The sequence below is a fragment of the Caulobacter sp. 05T431 genome (assembly GCF_056665975.1).
The window spans coordinates 72,130-93,304 of record NZ_JBFTKU010000003.1 but is presented as its reverse complement, the minus strand read 5'-3'; the positions used below and the strand labels follow the sequence as shown (position 1 = coordinate 93,304).

Genomic DNA, 21,175 nt, shown 5'->3' with positions numbered 1-21,175 from the left:
ACCTCGCCGTCCTTTGGCTAGAACCTGCCGCGCACGCCCACCATCAGGGTGCGGCCGTCATAGAGGGCGTTGTCGCGGCGCGAGTGGCCGTTGCCGTACTTGCCCGACGGATCGACGAAGTATTCGTATGTGATCGCGTCGGTCAGGTTCAGCGCGTCGAACCGCACCGTGATGTCCTTGGTCACCTGGTAGCTGAACGAGGCGTCCAGGATGCCGCGCCCGATGATCCAGCGCTGCAGGTCCGAACCGTTGTTGCCGGTCTCGAGGATGTTCTTGTCCCGGTAGTTGTAGGACAGGCGGACCGCATAGGGTCCTTTCTCGTAGTAGCCGGTCAGGTTGTAGGAATATTTCGGGACGGTCGACACGTTGTAGAGCGTGCCGTCATTGGCCTTCCAGTTGCTGCCCTGGCTGTCGATGTGGGTGTAGCTGGCCAGGGCCCCCAGGCCGTCGAACGGGGCCGGCAGGAAGTTGAACGACTGCTGATAGGCCACCTCGAAGCCTTTCAGCTCGATGCGCCCGGCGTTGTAGAAGGTGCTGAGCTGGATCGGCAGGTTCGGGTCGACCTTGTGGGTCACCGGATCCTGGAACGTCGGGCCCAAGGCGCTGTCGTCCAGGCCCAGCGAGCTGAACGGCACGGTGGTGGTCTGGGCCGTGGTGGTGTCCTTGAGCACCTTCTTGAAGACGCCGACGGTCAGGATGCCGCCCGTGGCGAAGTACCATTCCACGTCGGTGTCGTACTGATCGGCCGTCTGCGGCAGCAGGTCGGGGTTCCCCGAGGTGGCGACCGGGTTGAAGATGTTGGGGATGACGGTGTTGGCGGCGATGATCCCCAGGCTGGCCCGGGTGATGGCCTTGCCGTAGGACGCCCGCCAGACCAGGTCGGGGCGAAGGTCGTAGGCCGCGCTGATCGACGGCATGGTGTTGCTGTAGCTGCCCTCCTTGAGGTGGGGCACATAGGCGGTCTTGGGCACGCCGGGGCTGTTGTAGACGATGTTGCCCGCCGAATCCTTCACCACCTGCTGGGTGTAGTTGTTGATCGTCGTCTCGGTCTTGGAATGGCGCACGCCGGCGTTGACGCGCAGTTCGCGGTCCAGGACCTGGCCGCTGAAGTCCGACTGGACGAAGACGCTGGTGATCGCCTCCTCGGTCTTGAAGCTGTTGGCGTAGTCGATCGGCGCCGAGCGGTTGGCGCGGCCGGGGTCGAGCAGGTCCATGAAGTCGCGCGAGAACGTCGCCCAGCCCTTCGGGAACAGCGGGTTCTCGCCCGAGGTGTAGCCCTTGAAGCCCAGATAGGGCCGCATGTACGAGGCCACGTTCATGGTGTTGAAGGTCAGGCCGTTCGACAGCAGCTGGGTCGCGCCGATCGACGTGCCGTTCTGCTTGAGGATCTGCTTGGTCGTCTCGACATAGCTGGCGCCGGCCTTCAGGTGGCCATCCACGCCCAGCAGCCGGTACTTGTAGTCGGCCACCAGCTTGGCGGTCTTCTCCCAGTCGGTTTCCTGGCTGTAGGCGTACTGCAGGGACGGGTCCTTGTAGGCCGTCGGGTCGGTGAAGCTGGCGTTCGAGGTGATCTGCGGGAACACCGGGTCCTTGGACGAATCCAGGGTGGTGGTGACGCCGTACAGGTTCTCGACGACGCGGTTGGCGTTGTAGACCGACTTGCTCTTGCTGGAGGTGACCTGGCCGGTCAGCCGGAGGTCCTCGGTCAGCTGGTACTTGGCGTTCAGGCCGTAGTTCATGAACTTGGTGTCGGCGTCGTAGAAGTAGTTCTCGTTGAAATACGAGGTGTTGCCGAACGTGCCCTGCAGGTTGTTGTTGGCGTCGATGAAGATGTTGATCGGCACGAAGCCGTTGTGACCGGGCGCGCCGGGCGGGGCGTTGACGTTGGTGGTCCGCGAGTTGCGGATGGCCAGGCCGAAGGTGTTCTCGTCGCGGGTGTCGGTCAGGTGTGAGAACAGGGTGTCGAGGCTGACGTCCAGCTTGTMGTTGGGCTGGTACTGCAGCGAGGCGGTCACCCCGTCGCGCTTGCGGGTGTTCTCCATGGCGTAGGCGCGGGCGAAGCGCGGCAGGAAGGCGTTCTGCACCTGGGCCTGGGTCAGTCCGCCGAGATTGGCGCGCGGGTCGGCGTAGTCCAGGTAAACGACGAACGGCGAGGGGCCGGGAATCTGGCCCGAGCCGTGGGCCGGCGTGTTCCAGCTGCCGGTCGACTGAAAGCCCTGGCGCCGGTTCAGGTTCTCGGAGTGGGCGTAGCTGATCAGCAGGCCGAAGTCCCCGAACGTGTCGCTCACCAGCGCCGTGACCCGCGGATTGAACTTCTCGGCGTTGGTGTTGTAGGTCGCCAGGCCGGCGTAGCGGACCACCAGGCCGGGCTTGTCGAACGGCTTGGGGGTCTGCAGGTCGATGACCCCGCCGATGCCGCCCTCCTCCAGTTCGGCCAGCGGCGTCTTGTAGAAGTCCACGCGGCCGAACAGCTCCGACGCGAAGACGTCGAAATTGAAGTCGCGGCCGGCCCCGCCGATGTTGCCCGACGAGGTGGCGTGGATCGGCGCGCCGTTCAGGGTGGTCACCGAATATTGCGAGCCCAGGCCCCGGATGCTGATCCGGCTGCCTTCGTTGCTGGCGCCGTCGCGGGTCAGATAGACGCCCGGGATGCGCTGCAGCGCCTCGGCGACGTTCAGCTCCGGGAACTTGCCGATATCCTCGGCGACGATCGAGTCGCGCACCGCGATGGCGCTGCGCTTCAGGGTCAGCGCCTTCTCGAGGCTGGACCGGAAGCCGGTGACGACGACGGTTTCGACGGTGTCGATGTCGGCCTTGGTCTTGTCGTCGCTAGCGGGCGGAGTCTGGGCGGGCGGAGTCTGGGCGGGCGGCGCGGTCTGCGCCATGGCCGGCAAGGCCAGCCCCACGGACAGCGCCGTGGTGGCCAGCAGGATCGTCTTCTTCATTGGGTTCCCCACTGTCTTGATCATGTCGTTGACGCCGACGCGCGAAGGCGGACGGCGTTTCGGCAGGATCGACGACAGGGGATGGGATCGCGGGCGTCGTGGTCTTCTCGCGTGACGCTGCGGACGTCGGTTTGCGAGCGAGCACCCGTTCCATGTTTCCCCCTTCGACTTGGCGCGAGCTCTTACGGCTCATGCGTCGATCGGCGATGACCTTATCAAGTGGCCAGGCCACTTGCAAGATAGTCCTCTGGCCTTTTTAGCGGTCACATGACAATGGTCTCTGAATTTTCCAATGAATACAGGTTGAAAGGTCAGCCAATTGTCGAGTTTCGGTGACGCTTCGCGGCCACCGTCAAGGATCGGCCGAAAATGGCCAGGCCACTTCCGGCGCTGATCGCACAGTTCGGTCCTGACCTTCCACCGCCTGAACCCATGACCTCCGGGGTCATGGTTCCGCTGACGGCGGCGTGCCAGCTTGCGCCGCCCGCTCAAGCTCACGGAGCCCTCCGCCTTGCGTCCTCTTCCCGCCCTCGCCGCCCTCGCCCTTTCGCTGGGCCTCGCGCTTCCCGCCCAGGCCGCCATGCCCGCTCCGTCCGACAAGCTGGACCACGTGCTGCTGTGGGGTCGCGACATCGACCAGGTCTCGGCCGTGCTGGCGGTGAAGCTGGGCTTCCAGGTGCGGCCCGGACGCAATCCCGGCGGCGTCGCCAACCGCTACATCCGCCTGGCTGACCAAGGCTATATGGAGCTCTTGGGCATCACCCGGCCCGACGCCGAGATGGACCCCGGCATGCAGGCCGACCAGGCCTCGTTGCACGGCGGGGCCGGATCGCGGACGTTCGGCCTGCACTCGGCCGCGCTGGACCAGGTCCAGGCCGCGATGAAGGCCCAGGGCCTGCCGGTGACGCCGATCTTCACCGCCGGCGCCAACGACCCCGACGGCCAGGGCCCGGGCAAGCCGCCACGCTGGCGGCTGTTCGCCTTCGAGCGGCCGGTGCTGTCCAGCAACCTGTTCCTGATCGACTACGCCGCGCCGAAGTCCGACCCGGCCAGCGTCGCCGACGACAAGACCGCCCGCCAGCATCCGAACGGGGCACGGTCGCTGTCGGCCTTCTGGCTGCTGTCGGCCGACGCGGCGGCCGACAAGGCGAGCCTGGAAAAGCTGGGCGTGAGCGGCGCCGTCCCCGTGCGGGTCCCCCAGGTCGGGGCCAAGGGCTACTGCGTGGCGGTCGGGCCGAACGCCCTGCTGGCCCTGGAGCCGGACGGCCCGGGCGTCGCCGCCGACGCCCTGCGCGAAGGCGGTCCGCAGGTGCTGGCCGTCAGCCTGGGCGTCGCCGACCTGGACGCGGCCAAGCGCCGGGTCGAGCGGGGGTATGAGACGACCCTGGCGGGGTATCAGGGCCTATCGGGAGCCTCGTTCCTGGCCCCGACGCGAGGGGACCTGGGCATGCTGATCGAGTTCCACGCGGAGACGGGCAAGGGGCCTTGTTAGAACCCCTCTCTCTTTGAGAGAGGGAGGGGCCCGCCGCCGACAGGCGGTGGGAGGGTGAGTGGTTTCACCGCCCGCCGGCAAACCCCGAGACGTCCGCCTCGCATTCAGAGGCGCCGGAGAAAGTGCACCACGCCTGCCGTCGGGGATCCGACGATCAACCGAAGGCCCACCGAACGACCGCGTTTCATTCGGTGAGAGTGTAACCACTCACCCTCCCATGGCTTCGCCATGGGCCCCTCCCTCTCTCTTAGAGAGGGGTTTGGTGACCGAGGTGGCCCGGCGGCCCAAAGGCGGCTAGCGTCGGCGGCGACGGTTCGCGCCCAGGGGAGATCCGCGATGAAGACGATGGCCAAGGCCTTCACGATCTGCGCGACGGCATGGCTGCTGGCCGTCTCGTCAGGCGTCGTCGCCGCCTCCGCTCAGACGAGCCCTGCTCAAGCCGCCGACCCGACCGCTTTCGCGAGCGGCGCGGATGTCCAGGCCCAGGTCCGCGACATGCTGGCGGCGATGAAGCCCGACCAGGGGTTCATGTGGCGGCCGCTGGTCCGCGACGGCGCCACGGTGGCGGCGATCGAGATCTGGAAGACGCCCGGCCGCCCCGCCGTCCACCCCGCCGAAGCCGAATACGCGATCGTGCTGGACGGCGCCGGCACGCTGGTGTCGGGCGGGACCATGGCCGATCAAAAGACCACCAACCCCAATCTGATCGAGGGGAGCCGGATCGAGGGCGGCGCGACACGGACGCTGGGCCCCGGCGACGTCATCCTGGTGCCCGCCGGCGTGCCCCACTGGTTCGGGATCACCGGCGAGCGACTGGTCCTGCTGGGGATCAAGCTGCCCCAGGCCAAATAGCCGCCCCCGCGCCCTACGCCCCCTCCGCCAGCGCTTCGCACACCGCCGCGGTGTGGTCGTCCGCCGGAAAGGCGCATTCGATGCGCATCTCGTCCAAGGTCACGTCGCGCGGCAGGGCGAAGGTGGTGATGGTCTCGAAGAACCGCAGCTCGCCCAGAGGGCTGCGGAACCGCATGGTCTGGATCGGCGACGGGGCCTTGTCGACGTCGCGGAAGCGCCAGCGGGTGGGCACCTCGGGATAGCGCAGCACCTCGTCCAGCAGCTGCTGGGGGCGCGGGTCGGTGGGCGAGGCCGCGATCTCGTGGTGCAGATGGCCGATGAAGCCCTCGGCCACCTCCTGCCAGTTGACGATCACCGGGCGGAAGTCGTCGGGGTCGAACACCTGGTGCAGCAGGTTCTTGTGCCGGCTCTGGCGGCCCATGGTCAGCTGGTCGATGCGCGCGGTGGCCTTGTTGACCTGCAGCACGTCGAAGTGCCGGTTGATCACGAAGGCGGGGTACGGCTCCTGCTTGGCCAGGATCAGGTCGATGGCCTTCTGCATCCTCTCCAGCTCGGGCGTGTCGAGCGTGGTCTCGGGATATTTCGGGGCGTAGCCGGCGGCGGTCAGCAGGGCGTTGCGCTCGCGCAGCGGCATGGCCAGGGCGTCGGCCAGGCGGGTCAGGACCTCGCGGCTGGCCTGGGCCTTGCCGGTTTCGATGCAGCTGAGGTGCCGGGTCGAGACGCCCGCCTCCATCGCCAGGTCCATCTGGCTGAACCGCAGCGCCGCCCGCCATTCGCGCAGGAGCCGGCCGATCGGCGGCTGGGCGGCGGCGGCCGGGGTGCGCGACGCGGCGGACGAAACGCTCATTCTGACCCTATCAAGCGAGGAGAAGCGAAGGCTTGGCGAGCAGGTGGTGGTCCGGCCCATGACCTCCAAGGTCATGACGCCATGATTTGCAGCGTAGTTGAGAAGGCCGAGGCGATCTCCTTACATCGCCTTCATCTGCAATGTCGGGCGCGAGGCGTTGGAATGCTGAGACGTGAACTTCTGGCGGGCGGACTGGCCGTCGTGGCGACCAGCTCGGCCTGGGCGAAGACGGCCTCGCCGTCGGAATGGACCCCCGCCCAGTTCCACGCCGCCCGGCGCTTCGTCGACCTGGACGTCGGCCGGATCGCCTATGTCGAGCGCGGCTCGGGGCCGGCGGCGATCTTCCTGCACGGCTATCCGCTGAACGGCTTCCAGTGGCGCGGCGCCATGGCCCGACTGGAGGGCCATCGGCGCTGCATCGCCGTCGACCTGATGGGCCTGGGCTACAGCGACGTGGCGGCGGACGCCGATCTGTCGCCCGCGGCCCAGGCGGCGATGGTGGTGGCGGTGATGGACAAGCTGGACCTGCGCGAGGCCGACCTCGTCTCCAACGACAGCGCCACGGGCGTGGCCCAGCTGATCGCGGCCGGCCATCCGGAGCGCGTGCGGTCGCTGCTGCTGACCAACGGCGACGTCGACACCAACAGCCCGCCCGCCCCGTTCATGGGCGCGATCGAGGCGGCGCGGAACGACCAACTGGTCGGCTGGTTCGACAGGCAGCTGGCCGACAACGCCTTCGTCCGCTCGCACGACGGCATAGGACGCGGTTACAGCCATCCCGACCAGGTGCTGACCCAGGACATCGTCGACACCTATCTGCGGCCGCTGACGGGACCGGACAAACGCCGCCGCCAGGGCCAGGGCTACGCCATCGCCATGCTGCCCAACCCCCTGCCCGCCGCCGCGCCGGCCCTGCGCCGCTTCGACAAGCCGGTGCGGATGGTCTGGGCGCGCAACAACGAACTGTTCGGCGACGAATGGGCGACCTGGCTGGACCACGCCTTCCCGAAGTCGCGCGGCGTGCGCTTCGTCGAGGACGCCAACCTGTTCTTCCCCGAGGAGCGTCCCGACCTGATCGCCGAGGAGGCCCGCAAGCTCTGGGGCGTCTGACGCCCCACCTCCCGCATTGCCGGGACGTGGCGTAAGAAGGATCCATGATCCTGACCGCCATCCTCGGCCTCGCGCCGATCATCATCGTCCTGCTGGCCATCTCGGCGCTGTTCTCGGCCGCCGAGACCTCGCTGACCGCCGCCTCGCGCGCTCGCATGCACCAGCTGGAACGCGAGGGCGACCGGCCGGCCAAGCGGGTCAACACCCTGCTGGCGGACCAGGAGACGATGATCGGGGCGGTGCTGCTGGGCAACAACCTGATCAACATCCTGGCCTCGGCCCTGACTACACAGGTGCTGACGGCCGCCATCCCCGGTCCGTGGGGCGTGGCGGCGGCGACCGGGGCGATGACCGTGCTGGTCCTGGTGTTCGCCGAGGTGCTGCCCAAGACCCTGGCCATCCTGAAGTCCGACGACGTGGCCCGCTTCCTGTCGGCCCCCACCCTGCTGGTGGTCCGCCTGTTCGGCCCGATCATCTACGCCATCCAGTGGATCGTGCGGCGCACCCTGCGGCTGTTCGGCGTCAAGCTGGACATGGCGGTGGACGTGCTGGCCGCCCACGAGGAGATCCGCGGCGCGGTCGAGTACCACCATTCCGAAGGCGGCGTGGAGAGCGGCGACCGGCGGATGCTGGGCGGGGTGCTGGACCTGTCGGACATGGACGTCTCGGAGATCATGGTCCACCGCAAGTCGATCACCCTGATCGACGCCGACCTGCCGATCCGCGAGCTGGTGGCCGAGGCCCTGGAGGCCCAGCACACCCGCATCCCGCTCTATCGCGAGAACCCCGACAACATCGTCGGCGTGCTGCATGCCCGCGACCTGCTGCGGGCCCTGGCCGCCGCCAACGGGGCGATCGACGACATCGACGTGGCGGCCATCCAGCGCGAGCCGTGGTTCATCCCCGACACCACCAACCTGAAGGATCAGCTGAACGCCTTCCTCAAGCGGCGCAGCCACTTCGCCCTGGTGGTCGACGAGTACGGCGCCCTGCAGGGCCTGGTGACCCTGGAGGACATCCTCGAGGAGATCGTCGGCGAGATCGAGGACGAGCACGACGCCAAGGTCGAGGGCCTGCGGCCCCAGCCCGACGGCTCGGTCCATGTCGACGGCCATGTCACCGTGCGCGACCTGAACCGAGCCATGGACTGGCGCCTGCCGGAAGGCGACGCGGTGACCATCGCCGGCCTGGTGATCCACGAGGCCCAGACCATTCCCGAGCCCGGCCAGATCTTCATCTTCCACCACCACCGCTTCCAGGTGTTGCGCCGCCAGCGCAACCAGGTCACCGGCCTGCGGATCAGCGGCCGCCTGGACGAGGGGGCGCGCTAGATGCTGCGTCGGAAACCCGACGCAACCGCTTGATTTTCGCGGATTTCGCTCGATGACGCTTCCAAGGCTCAACCACTGGGCGCAGGATGGCGCAGGCTTGGAACCATCACCGTAACAGCGCGTTGGTGAGCACGCCCGCGAATGGGCGCAGGGGGATCAAGGGCTTGGCAAGGGCGATAGGCCGCGCCGAAGAGGACGAGTTCGAGGGTCTTCTGGCGCGCCTCGGCGCCGCCGAGGAGGCCCTGGCCGAAGAGGTGCGCCGGTCGCGGGCCCTCAACCGCATCGCCGAGGCCATCGGAGCCGGCCACGACGCCGAGACCCTGGTCCAGACGGTGGTCGACGGCGGAGTCGAGCTGACGGGCGCCCAGTTCGGGGCGTTCTTCTACAACATCGTGGCCCCGGACGGCGAAAGCTACACCCTCTACAGCCTGTCGGGCGCGCCGCGCTCGGCCTTCGAAAACTTCCCGATGCCGCGCAACACGGCCGTCTTCGCCCCCACCTTCAACGGCGAGGGCGTGGTGCGGTCGGACGACATCACCCAGGACCCGCGCTATGGCCGCAACACGCCGCGCCGGGGCATGCCCGAGGGTCACCTGCCGGTGCGCAGCTATCTGGCCGTGCCGGTGATCACCCGCGAGGGCGCGGTGCTGGGCGGACTGTTCTTCGGCCATCCCCAGGTCGGCCGCTTCGGCGCGCGGGCCGAGAGCCTGCTGGTCGGCCTGGCCGCCCAGGCGGCGGTGGCCATCGACTCGGTGCGCGCCCGCGAGGCCGCCCACGCCGAGCTGGCCCAGCGCCGCGACGCCGAGGAGCGCCTGAAGTTCGCCCTGGATTCCGGCCGGCTGGGCTCGTGGGAGCTGGACGTCGAGACCCGCGCCTACCTGGCCTCGGACATCTGCAAGGCCAATTACGGCCGCCGGCCCGACGAGGACTTCACCTTCGCCGACCTGGTGGCCTCGGTGCATCCCGGCGACCGCGACCGGATGACCGCCGCCATCGAGGACGCCATCCGGCACGGCGCCGAATACGACATCGAGTACCGGGTGCGCGCCCCGGGCGGCGAGACCCGTTGGGTGCATGCCCGCGGCCGCGCCGCCCAGACCGCCGACCACGGCGGCGCCCGGCGCATGGCCGGGGTGTCGCTGGACGTCACCGAGCGCAAGCGCGCCGAGGAGCGCCAGAAGCTTCTGGTCAACGAGCTGAACCACCGGGTGAAGAACACCCTGGTCTCGGTGCAGTCGATCGCCAGCCAGACCCTGCGCACCACCGAGACGCCCGAGGCCTTCCGCGACGCCTTCGAGGGCCGGATCATGGCCCTGTCGCACACCCACGACCTGCTGACCGAGCAGAACTGGGAAGGCGCCAGCCTGCGCGAGATCTTCGATTTCGAGCTGGAGGCCTTCGCGGCCCGCGATCGCATCGGCTTCGACTATGACCGCGACCTGCAGCTCAGCCCCAAGGCCACGGTGGCCCTGGGCATGGCCGTGCACGAACTGGCGACCAACGCGCTGAAATACGGCGCCCTGTCGGTCCCCGGCGGCGACGTGCGGGTGGTCTGGGCGCTGGAGCCCGACGAAACCGACGGGACCCCGTCCCTGCGCCTGACCTGGACCGAGCGGGGCGGCCCGCCGGTGGTCGCGCCGACGCGCCACGGCTTCGGCGTGCGCCTTCTCGAAAAGGGCCTGGCGGGCGAACTGTCCGCACAGGTCAGCCTAGCCTATGATAGCCTCGGCCTCGCCTGCACCATGAGGTTGCCGATCCGTGCTTTGGAGCCCTGAACAATGAAGACCCTCGCCGCCCTCAAGGTCCTGGTGGTCGAAGACGAAGCCTTGGTCTCCATGTTGGTGGAGGACATGCTCAGCGACCTGGGTTGCGTCGTGGTCGGTCCCGCGGCCGAGCTGGAAGAGGCGCTGCGCCTGGCCGGCTCCGCCGACATCGACGCGGCCCTGCTGGACGTCAATCTGGGCGGACGCCCCATCTTCCCGGTCGCCGACGCCCTGAAGGAGCGCGGCGTGCCGTTCGCCTTCGCCAGCGGCTACGGCGAGGCCGGCCTGTCGGAGGGCCACAAGGGCGCGACCGTGCTGCAGAAGCCGTTCCGCGAAGCCGACCTGCGCAAGGTGCTGGAAGGCCTGGCCGCCCAGGTGGCCTGACGCCCCTCCGACCGGACCCGATCGGACAAAGAAAAAGAGCGGCGGGAGCCTCCCGCCGCTCTTTCCTTTTGTCGTGGATCCTGGATCCCGCCGACGCCGCCGGCCCGTGAGGGTCGGCGGCGGGGCTGACGGGACTACCAGCGCTTGTTGATCTCGAACACGAACCGGCGACCGCGCAGGTCGTAGGCGTTCAGCGCCGAGACGCCGATCCGGAACTGGCCGGCCGACTGGGCCGGGGGCAGTTCGTCGAAGACGTTCAGCACGCCCAGCTGGACCGACAGGTTGTCGAACTTCTTGCGCACGGTCAGCGAGTGGTACGCCGTGAACTCGGTGTACTGCTTGGAGTACAGGTTCTTGTTGTACCGGGTGCTGGAGTGGATATCGCCACCGTCGATCAGCTCGGTGTCCGAGGCCTTGCCGTACATGTCGACCGCCCAGTTGACCGTCCAGTCGTTGTGGTCGAACCGGGTGTTGATCACGCCGGTGAAGTCCGGCTCGGTGGTCTCGCCGTTGTGGTCGTCCGGCTCGCCGCCTTCCAGCAGGTTGGTGACGTCCTCGAACTGCCAGGTGAACTGACCGTCGATGGTCAGCTTGCCGGCGGTGAACTCGTGCTGGTAGCGCGAGTTGAAGTCCAGGCCGCGGTTCTTCTGGCTGGCCACGTTCAGGTAGTTGTCGTTGATGATCGTGACGTCGTGGCTGACCGGGTCACGGTTGAACAGCGAGCAGAAGTCGTTCGGGTAGTTGTTGCCGCCGTAGCAGGCGTTGAGGATGTTGCCGGCCCCGAAGTTGGCGACTTCGTTGTTCACCTCGATGTCGAAGTAGTCCAGCGCCAGGCTCAGGTCCATGAAGCTGGGGGTCCAGATCACGCCGAAGGTGGCGGCCTTGGAGGTTTCGGCCTTCAGGCGGCCCACGCCGCCGCCGGTGCTGACCAGCGGGGTCGAGGATTCCACGTAGTCGTCGGGGATGCCGGCGGCCGCGCAGTTCTGCTGCAGGCGGGTGTTGGTCGATTCACCCCAGCGACGGCAGGGGTCGACGCCGTTGAAGAACGAGGTCTGGTCGGCCAGGTACAGCTCGTACAGCGCCGGGGCGCGGAACGAGGTGCCGTACGACGAGCGGATGCGGAAGGCCGACGACAGCTGCCAGTTCAAGCCGACCTTGTAGGTCTCGTCCGAACCGTAGCTCTTGTAGTCGGTGTAGCGGCCCGACAGGCTCAGATCCAGCTTCTCGATCGCCGGCAGGTCCTTGAAGATCGGGATGGCCAGTTCGCCGTAGATTTCCTTCACGTCGTCGCTGCCGGCCGTGCGGCCCGCGGTGCTGTAGCCCCAGTAGTTGGCGTTCTGGGCGTTGTAGCCGGGGGTGTCGTCCAACTTGTCCTTGCGGTAGGTCGCGCCGAACGCCGCGCCGACCGGGCCGGCCGGCAKGGTGAACAGGTCACCGCTGATCGAGCCTTCGAACGAGTACTGGGTGTACTTGGTCGTGCCGGTTTCCTGACCGATCAGGAAGGCGCGCTGGGCCGGGGTGAAGTTGCCGGCCAGCACGTTCGGATTGAAGTAGTCGATGTTCATGCACGAGCCGCCGGAGATCGTGATCGCGGACGGATCGCAGCCCAGGCCGCTGCCGCCGGTCGTGGCGTACACGCGGTCGGCGTAGATGAAGTCGCTGGTGTATTTGGCGTCGGACTTGCCGTACTGGCCGTAGACGTCCCAGTCCCAGTTGTTCAGGAAGCCGGCGCCGTTGATGGTGCCGCGCAGGCCGCCGACGACCCGGCCGTAGTCGATCGTCTCGCGCTGGAAGTGCGGCAGCAGGATCAGCGGGATGGCGTCGCCCGACGCGCCGCCGGCCTGCAGGCCGGGGGCGACCGAGTTGTTGGGGTTGTCGCCCGACACGGTCTCGAACAGGTACATGATGCTGGTGCCCGACGACTTGCGGCGGTTCAGCAGCACTTCGGTGTAGGCCTCGACGTTCGGCGTGATGTCGTAGCTGCCCGTCAGGTAGATCGTGCCGCGCTTGACCGGCGAGATCGCGTCCGAGTTCTGGTAGGCCGCGTTGTCGTAGTTGGCGTACGGATAGGTGGCCGGCTGGCCGGCGCGGGCGGCGCGCACCCAGTCGGGCAGGAAGCCGCGCGTGGTCAGGCCCGCCGCCGGATAGCCGCCGGGAGGGGCCTTGGACAGGGTCGGGTCGTACTGGAAGATGCCGCCGTAGACGTCGGCCGCCTGCCAGGCGTTGTTGACCGCGTTGTAGCACTTGTAGTGGCCGGTCGCCGGATCGATGAAGTCGACGCGCGCGCCGGTCACGGCGTCGAAGCGGTAGTCTTCGGCGCAGGAGGTGTACTTGCGGTCCTTGACCTTCAGCGCCTTCTGCTCGTTGTAGTCGGCGGTGAGGTTGATGTAGCCCTTGTCGAACACCTTACCGGCGGTGCCCGAGATCCGGTAGGTCTCGCCTTCGCCGCGGGTCGGGACCGAGCCGTAGACGTTCAGCTCGACGCCGTCGAAGTCCTTCTTGGTCATGATGTTGACGACGCCGGCCACGGCGTCGGAGCCGTAGATCGACGAGGCGCCGTCCTTCAGGATTTCGGTGCGGTCGATGATCGACGACGGCAGGACGTTCAGGTCGACCGGGCCGACGGTGCCGCCCTGGCCGGCCGGCGCCAGGCGGCGGCCGTTCAGCAGGACCAGGGTGCGGTTGGCGCCCAGGCCGCGCAGCGAGATGCTGCTGATGTTCTCACCGCCGGTGATCACATAGCCGGTCAGCAGGTTGTTCGACTGGAACGAACCGCTGGCGGCCGACGACTTCTGCAGGATGTCGCCCGTGTCGGCCAGGCCTTGCAGGGTCGATTGCTCGGAGGTGATCACCTGGATCGGCGAGGCGCTGGTGTACTCGTTCCGCTTGATGCGCGAACCGGTGACGATCAGGGCTTCGACTTCGCTGTCGGACGTCGCGGCCGGCGCGGTCGTCGTCTGGGCGAAGGCCGCCGGGACCGCCGAAAGGGCGATGGCGCCAGCCAAGATTGAACTTGTGAGCAGTAACTTGCGGTCGAGCATAGGAACCCCTGCAGTTAAGCATGCCGGGGCACGACTAAAAAATTGCGTCACCCCCGATTGCAGAGAACGCTATTCACCTTCACCGCGTCGCTCAACGATAAGAAGCGCACGAGCAAACTTCCGCCGAACAGCGTTACAATCTGGTCACAGTCCCGCCACGAACACGCCATGGCGCCGCTTTGTGCGGCGTTACACCGGTAATCGGTGGGTTGGAGACCGATGCAATCTGGATAGATTACCCTAGGCGGGGGTCTTTCGCCGGTCGCGGCGCGTGTCGGAAAAGGGACCGACGCTAAGTAAGATCACGCTTACAAAACGGAATCTTTTTCCAATCCGAGGACTTTGGGCAGCATCATGCGTTCATACAATTTAGGATTGCTCGTCGGCGCCGCGTTCTGTCTGGCGACGGCGCCCCTGGCGGTTCAGGCCCAGGCGCCAGCGGCGCCGCCCGTGGCCAAGGACTTCGCCCGCTACGCCCAGATCGACAACGTCAGCATCTCGCCCGACGGCCAGCACATCGCCGGCCTGGTCTCGCAGGACGGCGAGAACAAGGTCATCGCCATCTGGGAAACCGCCAATCCCGACAAGGCGCCCGCCATCCTGGGTTCGGCCAAGATGCAGCTGATGGGGATGGACTTCGTCAAGAACGACCGCCTGGCGGTCCTGGCCCAGCAGACCTGGACCTACGGCGCGACCAAGACCCACCTGCAGAAGCTCTACATCACCGACCTGAAGGGCTCGGACTGGAAGCCGGCCCTGCCCGAGAACCGGGGCAAGACCGAGGACGAGGAGTTCGCCCAGGCCGTCAGCAACCCCTCGATCCTGAGCCGGATGCCCAACGATCCGCGCCACATCCTGGTGCTGAACACCAACTTCACCGGCTCCGGCGACGTCTACAAGGTCGACCTGTACGACGGCTCGGCCGACCGCGTGACCCGGGGTTCCGACCATTTCGGCGGCCTGCAGGCCGACCACAAGGGCGAGCTGCGCGCCCGCCAGAAAGTCGATTTCGACGCCGGCAAGGTCTATATCGGCCAGCAGATCCGCGATCCGAAGACCGGCGAATGGGTGGAGCACTGGCGCTCGTACGCCAAGGACCGCAACCTGATGACCGTGGTCGGCTTCAGCGACGATCCCAACATCATCTATGTCAACGTCCGCCAGGGCGACGCCGACAAGACCGGGATCTACGAATACGACATCGCGCAGAAGAAGATCACCGAGCCGGCTTTCGAAATTAAGCTCTTCGACGCCGACAGCCCGATCCTCGACGACGACGGCAAGCTGCTGGGCTTCAGCTACGCCGCCGAGAACCGGCGGGACTACTGGGTCGACCCCACCCTGGCGGCCATCGCCAAGAACGCGCCCGGCGCCCTGGGGGTCAAGACCGTCAGCCTGGCCTGGACCGATCCGGGCGGCGCGCCCACCGCCAAGTTCAGCTATCCCGACGGGGCCGGCGCCGAGATCACCGACTGGTCCAAGGACAAGAAGTACGTCCTGATCCGCAAGTCGGGTCCGAACCTGCCGCCGGAATACTACCTGCTGACCGACGGGACCAAGCTGACCCTGCTGGGCAAGTCGCGTCCGCAGCTGGCCGCCGCCAAGCTGGGCGAGTCCCGCCTGGTGGAATACAAGGCCCGCGACGGCCTGATGATCCCGGCCTTCCTGCACACCCCGCCCAAGGACGTCTACGGCGAGGGGCCCTTCCCCGCCATCGTCCTGCCGCACGGCGGCCCCTCGGCCCGCGACGAGCTGGACTGGGACGTCTCGGGCTGGACCAAGTACTTCACCTCGCGCGGCTATGTGGTGATCCAGCCCCAGTTCCGCGGCTCGGAAGGCTGGGGCTCCAAGCTGGCCCGGGCCGGCGACGCCCAGTGGGGCAAGACCATGCAGGACGACAACGACGACGCGGCCAAGTACCTGATCGACCAGAAGCTGGCCGCGCCCGACCGCATCGCCCTGTTCGGCTATTCCTACGGCGGCTATGCGGCCTACGCCGCCGCCATCCGGCCCAACGGCCTCTACCAGTGCTCGATCGCCGGGGCGGGCGTGGCCGAGATCAAGCGCTTCCAGGGCGAGACCTACAACGAGCGCTTCCTGCGGGAATACCAGCGCCCGACCATCGACGGCCTGGACCCGCTGCCCAACGCCAAGAACGTCTCGATCCCGATCTTCATCTATCACGGCGATCGCGACCAGACGGTCGAGGTCGAGGAATCCCGCCGCTTCGTCGGCGCCCTGAAGGCGGCCGGCAAGACCTACAAGTACCTCGAGATCAAGGACATGGGTCACCAGTACAACTTCATGACCCCGGCCATGCTGGAGACCCAGCTGACCGAGATCGAGAACTACCTGAAGACCGGCTGCGGCCCCGGCGGCCTCTGATCGGCCCCAGGGCGGACGAACGAAGGGGCGGCCTCCGGGCCGCCCCTTTTTCGTGGCCGCTGGACCCGTCCCCTAATCCAGGTCCTTGGGACCGAACGAGTMGGGCAGCAGGCTCCAGAACGGCGTGCGGCGCGTGGCCTTGCCGGCCTGGACCGAGACGATCTCGCAGGTGTCGGCCGCGAACTCGGCGATGCGCTGGCGGCAGGCGCCGCAAGGCTGGACCACGGCGTCGGAGCCGGCGGCGATCAGCACCTTGGCGATCTTGCGCCCGCCGGCCGTGACCATCGCCCCGATCGCCGTCTGCTCGGCGCAGGTGCCCGACGGATAGGCGGCGTTCTCGACATTGACCCCCAGGTGGGCGCGGCCGTCGGCGTCGATCACCGCGGCGGCGACCGTGAAGTTGGAATAGCGGGCGTAGGACCGCGCCAGCAGGGCCGGCAGGGCGGCGGCCAGGGCGGCCTCGCTGTCCTCGTCCAGGAAGATGGGGATCGGGGTGGTGGTGTCTGTCGCGCTCATGCCGGCCTCGTCGCCGGCGGAACCCGCGTCGTTGCGGGATCGCGCCGGGCGCAGAGGCAATCAGTCGCGGGCCGCCCTGGCAAGCCCGTTTTCACGCGAAAGGGTCAAGCTTCGCCCGGCGCCTTGGCCACGATCGACAGGGCGTGCACGGGGCCCGCCATCTCCTCGGCCAGGGCCTGGAAGATCAGGCGCTGACGCTGCACGCGGGCCTTGCCCGCAAAGGCCTCGGCCTCGATCAGCAGGTTGAAGTGGCTCTCCCCGCCCTCGCGGTGCCCGGCATGGCCGTGATGGCGGTGGCTGTCGTCGACGACCTCCAGCCGGGTGGGCGAAAACGCGTGGTTCAGTTTGGCGGTGATGGCATCGGCGACGGCGCCCATGATCGCTTCCTTGCTTGTCAATCCTTGAACGCAAATAGCTGCGGCTTACTCTAAGCGCCATGAGCGCCGACTTCGAATATCGCCCCAAGTTTTTCGACATCCGTGTCCGCCCCCCGAAATCGCCGGAGGAAGCGGCGCGGGAGAACGACGTCTACGCCTTGAAACCGGGCGAAGTGCGCTGCGATCACCCCGAATGCCGCTMGGCCGCCACGGCCAAGGCGCCCAAGTCGCGCGACATGCCGGGGGTCTACTACAATTTCTGCCAGCGCCACGCGGCCGAGTACAACAAGAACTGGAACTTCTACGCCGGCATGAGCGAGGGCCAGATCCGCGCCCAGCAGGAGCAGGAGAAGATGACCGGCGGCCGGCCGACCTGGTCGATGAAGGCCGACTCGCGCTCGCGCGAGGCCGCCGCCGCCGCCGCGCGCGACGCCCGCCACCTGAACGACCCCTTCGGCCTGTTCCGCGCCGAGAAGCGCCGGGCCGAATCGGCGGCCTCGGCGGCCGGACGCGCCCTGGGCAAGCTCGAGCGCCAGGCCCTGGCCGACCTTGACCTGGAGGCCGGCGCCGACGGCGCGGCGATCCGCGCCCGCTACAAGGACCTGCTCAAGCGCTGCCACCCCGACATGAACGGCGGCGACCGCAGCGCCGAGCACAAGCTCCAGCGGGTGATCAAGGCGTACAAGACGCTGCAGAAGTCCGGGCTGGCGAAGTAGCTCAGCTCTGGGGCGCGGCTATCGCCGGCGCCAGCTTGCGATAGCCCTTGCCGATCTCGTAGGCCGCGCCGACATCGCCGACCTTGTCGTCCACGGCGGGGATGGCGATCTCGGTCAGCGGAGCCATCGGCTTGGCCAGGACGTGCTTTCGCGTCGCGTCCAGCTCGGCCGTCTGCACCACGCGCCAGCCGGCCTGATCGCGGACCAGCCGGGCCCTGACCCACCGATAATCCTTCTCGGCCGCGAGCGAACAGGTCAGGGACAGGCCCTCGGCCGTCCATTTGCCCGGCTCGCATCCCAGGTCGCCGTCCCCGCTGTCGGCGACCCGGACCGGCCCCTGCGGCCGAACCTCGAAGATCGTCATGCCGCCGCCCATGTCGCCCTCGTCGAACGTCACGACCAGCCAGCGCCGGTCCGGCGAGACGGCCGGCTGGCCCGCCGCGCCGATCAGGTCGCCGCCCGGCGTGACCAGGTAGGCGATATCCGAGCCTTCCCCTTGGAACAGGGTCAGCCAGGGATAGGCCTTGCCGCCCAGGGTCATGACGCCCTGGAACCGCCAGTGGCTGCACTGGTCGAAGCCATCGCAATAGCCCCCGTCGGTGAAGCTGGCCAAGTCGCGGCCACCGGCGGCGATCGTCAGGACATCGCCCTCGCGTCGCGCCACGCCGGGCCACTGGGCCAGCGGCGCGGCCTCCGCCTCGCGTCCCTCCTTCAGGTTCTCGCGCAGCTCGTCGGCCGTCGGGCCGCCCGGTTCGGGGGTATCGGCCGGGATCGCGCCGTTCGTCAGGGGCGGCAACGGAAAGATCGGCGGCGGCTGGCGGGCCAGGCGGACGCTCAGCGCCACGGCCACGGCCAGCGCTCCGGCAAGGACCGCGAGTCCCAGCTTTCCGAATTTCCCGATCATGCACCCCCGCCCGATGTGGCGGAAAGCTAGACCTTGCGCGACTTCCGGTCGAGCCCGCACTCCGCCCTCCGCTCCCACCACCACGCCGCCACCCAGCAGGCCATGGCCCAGGCCGCGCCCAGGCTCCAGCCGGCCAGGACGTCGCTGGTCCAGTGGACGCCCAGATAGATCCGCGACGCCCCGACCAGCAGGCTCAGCAGCACCGCCGCCCCCAGGGCCAGGGCCTTGACCCGCTTGAGGGTGGCGAACCGCGCCGCCAGGGCGCCCAGGGTCAGGAACACCACGGCCGACAGCATGGCGTGGCCGGACGGGAAGCTGGGATTGGCCGCCTCGACCGCGCGATAGACCAGGTCCGGCCGCTCGCGCCCGAACAACTGCTTGAGGCCCTGGCTGATCGCCACCCCGCCGCCGGCCCCGACCAGCACCACCAGGGCCTCGCTCCAGCGCCGGAGGCTCAGCATCAGGGCCAGGGCCAGGGTCACCACCAGGCTCAGCACCGTGATCGAGCCCAGGGCCGTGACGTCGGCCGCGGCCACGTGCAGCCACTTGGGCCCGATCAGGCTGTTGGGATCGCCGGGCAGGCGCAGGGCCTTGAGGATCGCCAGGTCAAAGGCCGCCGTGTCGCCCTCGGCCACGTCCTCGGACAGGTCCAGGAAGGCCAGGGCGCCGCCCGCCAGCACGAGCAAGGCGGCCACCGCGCCCAGCTCGCCGCGCGCCGCCGCGAACAGTCGCGGCAAATCCCGGCGAGGTTGAAAGGAGGGAAAACGCATCATGTGCAAGTGAACGCACAAAGCTGGATTTCGCGCCCTCCAGTATTCTAGCCGATCATCGAAATGTTTCGCCCACGAAACATGATGAACCATTCCTGACCCGCGCCGTTCATCCCCGGTCCAAACCACTCTCGCTAGTGTCGGACTATCGAAGAGGTTCGGCAGTGTCGGACTGCCACGCAACAGGAAAGGACCTCGTTATGAAGCGTCTGATCATCACCACCCTGGCCGCCACCCTGCTGGCCGGGACCGCCCTGTCGGGGACGGCCATGGCCGCCGGCCAATACCGCGACGACCATCGCTACGACCAACGGCATGACAGCCGCTACGACCGTCATGACGACCGTCGCGACCATCGCTACGACCGCCGCGACGAGCGCCGCGACTACCGTCGCTGGCAGCGCGGCCAGCGCCTGGACGCCCGCTATCGCGGCAACGGCTACTATGTGAGCGACTATCGCCGCCACGGCCTGCGCGCCCCGCCCCGCGGCTACCGCTGGCAGCGCGTGGACGACCAGTACGTCCTGGCGGCCATCGCCACCGGCCTGATCGCCTCGGTGATCATCGCCAACAACTAGGCTTCCTCGAGCCTTTCCAAGACCTGTAGCGAGCGCCCCGGACGGTCCAACCGTCCGGGGCGTTTGCGTTCGCGCGGTGTTTTTTCCATGCAGGACTGGCCTTCGCCCTTCCCTCCCCCCACGTCAAAGCGGTAAGCGAAAAGCATCATGCCCGACCTGACCGACAGCCACGCCGCCGATCCCCTGATCACCCTGGCCCCCGACAAGTGGGTAACGCTCCGCGACGCGTTCGGCGTCGACAGCGACATGAAGGTGCCTGCCTTCAGCCACAAGGACAGCCACGTCCCGGACATCGACACGGCCTACAAGTTCGATCCGCAGACGACCAAGGCCATCTGCGCCGGCTTCGCCAACGACCGCCGCGTGATGGTCCAGGGCTATCACGGCACCGGCAAGTCGACCCACATCGAGCAGATCGCCGCCCGGCTGAACTGGCCGCTGGTGCGCGTGAACCTCGACAGCCACGTGTCGCGGATCGACCTGGTCGGCAAGGACGCCATCGTCCTGAAGGACGGCAAGCAGGTCACCGAGTTCCGCGAAGGCATCCTGCCCTGGGCCTTGCAGCGCCCGATCGCCCTGGTGTTCGACGAATACGACGCCGGCCGGCCGGACGTGATGTTCGTCATCCAGCGCGTGCTGGAAGCCGGCGGCAAGCTGACCCTGCTGGACCAGAACCGGGTGATCCGCGCCAATCCGTATTTCCGCCTGTTCTCGACGACCAACACCATCGGTCTGGGCGACACCACCGGCCTCTATCACGGCACCCAGCAGATCAACCAAGGCCAGATGGACCGCTGGTCGATCGTCACGACGCTGAACTACCTCGACCACGACGTCGAGGCCGGCATCGTCCTGGCCAAGAACCCGTCCTACGACACGCCGGACGGCAAGCGCGCGATCGCCGCCATGGTCCGCGTGGCCGACATGACCCGCAACGCCTTCATGAACGGCGACATCTCCACCGTCATGAGCCCGCGCACGGTGATCACCTGGGCCCAGAACGCCGAGATCTTCGACAAGGACATCGGCCTGGCCTTCCGCCTGACCTTCCTGAACAAGTGCGACGAGCTGGAACGGCCGACCGTGGCCGAGTTCTTCCAGCGCGCGTTCGGTACCGACCTGCCCGAGAGCGCGGCGCGGGTGAAGGTGGCCTAGGAACTTCCC

At 67.9% G+C, this 21,175-nt stretch carries 17 protein-coding genes; 10 read left to right on the top strand and 7 right to left on the bottom strand.

Going from position 1 to position 21,175, the window contains the following annotated elements:
* Positions 1-17: 17 nt before the first annotated feature.
* The gene (locus AC1U89_RS04265; protein WP_479898481.1) at positions 18-2,945 is read right to left on the bottom strand and encodes a TonB-dependent receptor; all 2,928 of its coding nucleotides are present in this window, start codon (positions 2,943-2,945) and stop codon (positions 18-20) included.
* Between the two features lie 511 nt (positions 2,946-3,456).
* Between AC1U89_RS04265 and AC1U89_RS04260 the strand changes: the two genes are divergently transcribed.
* Complete coding sequence (locus AC1U89_RS04260) at positions 3,457-4,437, top strand: VOC family protein (protein WP_479898479.1); 981 nt, start codon at positions 3,457-3,459, stop codon at positions 4,435-4,437.
* A gap of 336 nt (positions 4,438-4,773) precedes the next feature.
* Positions 4,774-5,289 (top strand): cupin domain-containing protein, encoded by a 516-nt coding sequence (locus AC1U89_RS04255; RefSeq protein ID WP_479898477.1) that lies wholly within the window; start codon positions 4,774-4,776, stop codon positions 5,287-5,289.
* Between the two features lie 13 nt (positions 5,290-5,302).
* On the opposite strand, the gene AC1U89_RS04250 is transcribed toward AC1U89_RS04255, so the two are convergent.
* On the bottom strand, positions 5,303-6,136 hold the full coding sequence (locus tag AC1U89_RS04250) for a helix-turn-helix domain-containing protein (protein ID WP_479898475.1): 834 nt from the start codon (positions 6,134-6,136) through the stop codon (positions 5,303-5,305).
* A gap of 162 nt (positions 6,137-6,298) precedes the next feature.
* Between AC1U89_RS04250 and AC1U89_RS04245 the strand changes: the two genes are divergently transcribed.
* From AC1U89_RS04245 to AC1U89_RS04230, 4 genes are all read left to right on the top strand, one after another.
* Positions 6,299-7,246 (top strand): alpha/beta fold hydrolase, encoded by a 948-nt coding sequence (locus AC1U89_RS04245; protein WP_479898473.1) that lies wholly within the window; start codon positions 6,299-6,301, stop codon positions 7,244-7,246.
* A 47-nt stretch (positions 7,247-7,293) separates the two neighbouring features.
* Positions 7,294-8,577 carry an HlyC/CorC family transporter gene (locus AC1U89_RS04240; RefSeq protein ID WP_479898653.1) on the top strand — a complete coding sequence of 428 codons (1,284 nt, stop codon included), beginning with the start codon at positions 7,294-7,296 and terminating at the stop codon, positions 8,575-8,577.
* A 164-nt stretch (positions 8,578-8,741) separates the two neighbouring features.
* Positions 8,742-10,352: a sensor histidine kinase gene (locus tag AC1U89_RS04235; RefSeq protein ID WP_479898471.1), complete on the top strand. Its 1,611-nt coding sequence runs from the start codon at positions 8,742-8,744 to the stop codon at positions 10,350-10,352.
* A gap of 3 nt (positions 10,353-10,355) precedes the next feature.
* The gene (locus AC1U89_RS04230; RefSeq protein ID WP_479898469.1) at positions 10,356-10,724 is read left to right on the top strand and encodes a response regulator; all 369 of its coding nucleotides are present in this window, start codon (positions 10,356-10,358) and stop codon (positions 10,722-10,724) included.
* Positions 10,725-10,858: 134 nt separating this feature from the next.
* Here AC1U89_RS04230 and AC1U89_RS04225 read toward each other — a convergent pair whose 3' ends face one another.
* Positions 10,859-13,729, bottom strand: coding sequence for a TonB-dependent receptor domain-containing protein (locus AC1U89_RS04225; RefSeq protein WP_479898467.1), 2,871 nt, complete (start codon positions 13,727-13,729; stop codon positions 10,859-10,861).
* Positions 13,730-14,119: 390 nt separating this feature from the next.
* Between AC1U89_RS04225 and AC1U89_RS04220 the strand changes: the two genes are divergently transcribed.
* Entirely contained in the window at positions 14,120-16,150 is a 2,031-nt protein-coding gene (locus tag AC1U89_RS04220) for an alpha/beta hydrolase family protein (protein WP_479898465.1), read from the top strand.
* Positions 16,151-16,222: 72 nt separating this feature from the next.
* Here the strand turns inward: AC1U89_RS04220 and cdd are convergent, their stop codons facing one another.
* Both cdd and AC1U89_RS04210 read right to left on the bottom strand, forming a co-directional pair.
* A complete protein-coding gene (gene cdd / locus AC1U89_RS04215; RefSeq protein WP_479898464.1) occupies positions 16,223-16,666 on the bottom strand; it encodes a cytidine deaminase in 444 nt (147 codons plus the stop codon).
* Positions 16,667-16,770: 104 nt separating this feature from the next.
* A complete protein-coding gene (locus AC1U89_RS04210; protein WP_479898463.1) occupies positions 16,771-17,043 on the bottom strand; it encodes a BolA family protein in 273 nt (90 codons plus the stop codon).
* 59 nt (positions 17,044-17,102) lie between these two features.
* On the opposite strand from AC1U89_RS04210, the gene AC1U89_RS04205 reads away from it, so the two are divergent.
* Positions 17,103-17,759: a J domain-containing protein gene (locus tag AC1U89_RS04205; RefSeq protein WP_479898461.1), complete on the top strand. Its 657-nt coding sequence runs from the start codon at positions 17,103-17,105 to the stop codon at positions 17,757-17,759.
* Between the two features lies 1 nt (position 17,760).
* Here AC1U89_RS04205 and AC1U89_RS04200 read toward each other — a convergent pair whose 3' ends face one another.
* Together AC1U89_RS04200 and AC1U89_RS04195 are read right to left on the bottom strand one after the other, a co-directional pair.
* The gene (locus AC1U89_RS04200; protein WP_479898460.1) at positions 17,761-18,663 is read right to left on the bottom strand and encodes a hypothetical protein; all 903 of its coding nucleotides are present in this window, start codon (positions 18,661-18,663) and stop codon (positions 17,761-17,763) included.
* A 26-nt stretch (positions 18,664-18,689) separates the two neighbouring features.
* On the bottom strand, positions 18,690-19,400 hold the full coding sequence (locus AC1U89_RS04195) for a phosphatase PAP2 family protein (protein ID WP_479898458.1): 711 nt from the start codon (positions 19,398-19,400) through the stop codon (positions 18,690-18,692).
* A 233-nt stretch (positions 19,401-19,633) separates the two neighbouring features.
* Here AC1U89_RS04195 and AC1U89_RS04190 point away from each other — a divergent pair, with 233 nt between their 5' ends.
* Together AC1U89_RS04190 and cobS are read left to right on the top strand one after the other, a co-directional pair.
* Positions 19,634-20,011 (top strand): RcnB family protein, encoded by a 378-nt coding sequence (locus tag AC1U89_RS04190; protein ID WP_479898456.1) that lies wholly within the window; start codon positions 19,634-19,636, stop codon positions 20,009-20,011.
* A gap of 147 nt (positions 20,012-20,158) precedes the next feature.
* Complete coding sequence (cobS, locus tag AC1U89_RS04185; protein ID WP_479898454.1) at positions 20,159-21,166, top strand: cobaltochelatase subunit CobS; 1,008 nt, start codon at positions 20,159-20,161, stop codon at positions 21,164-21,166.
* Positions 21,167-21,175: the final 9 nt, after the last annotated feature.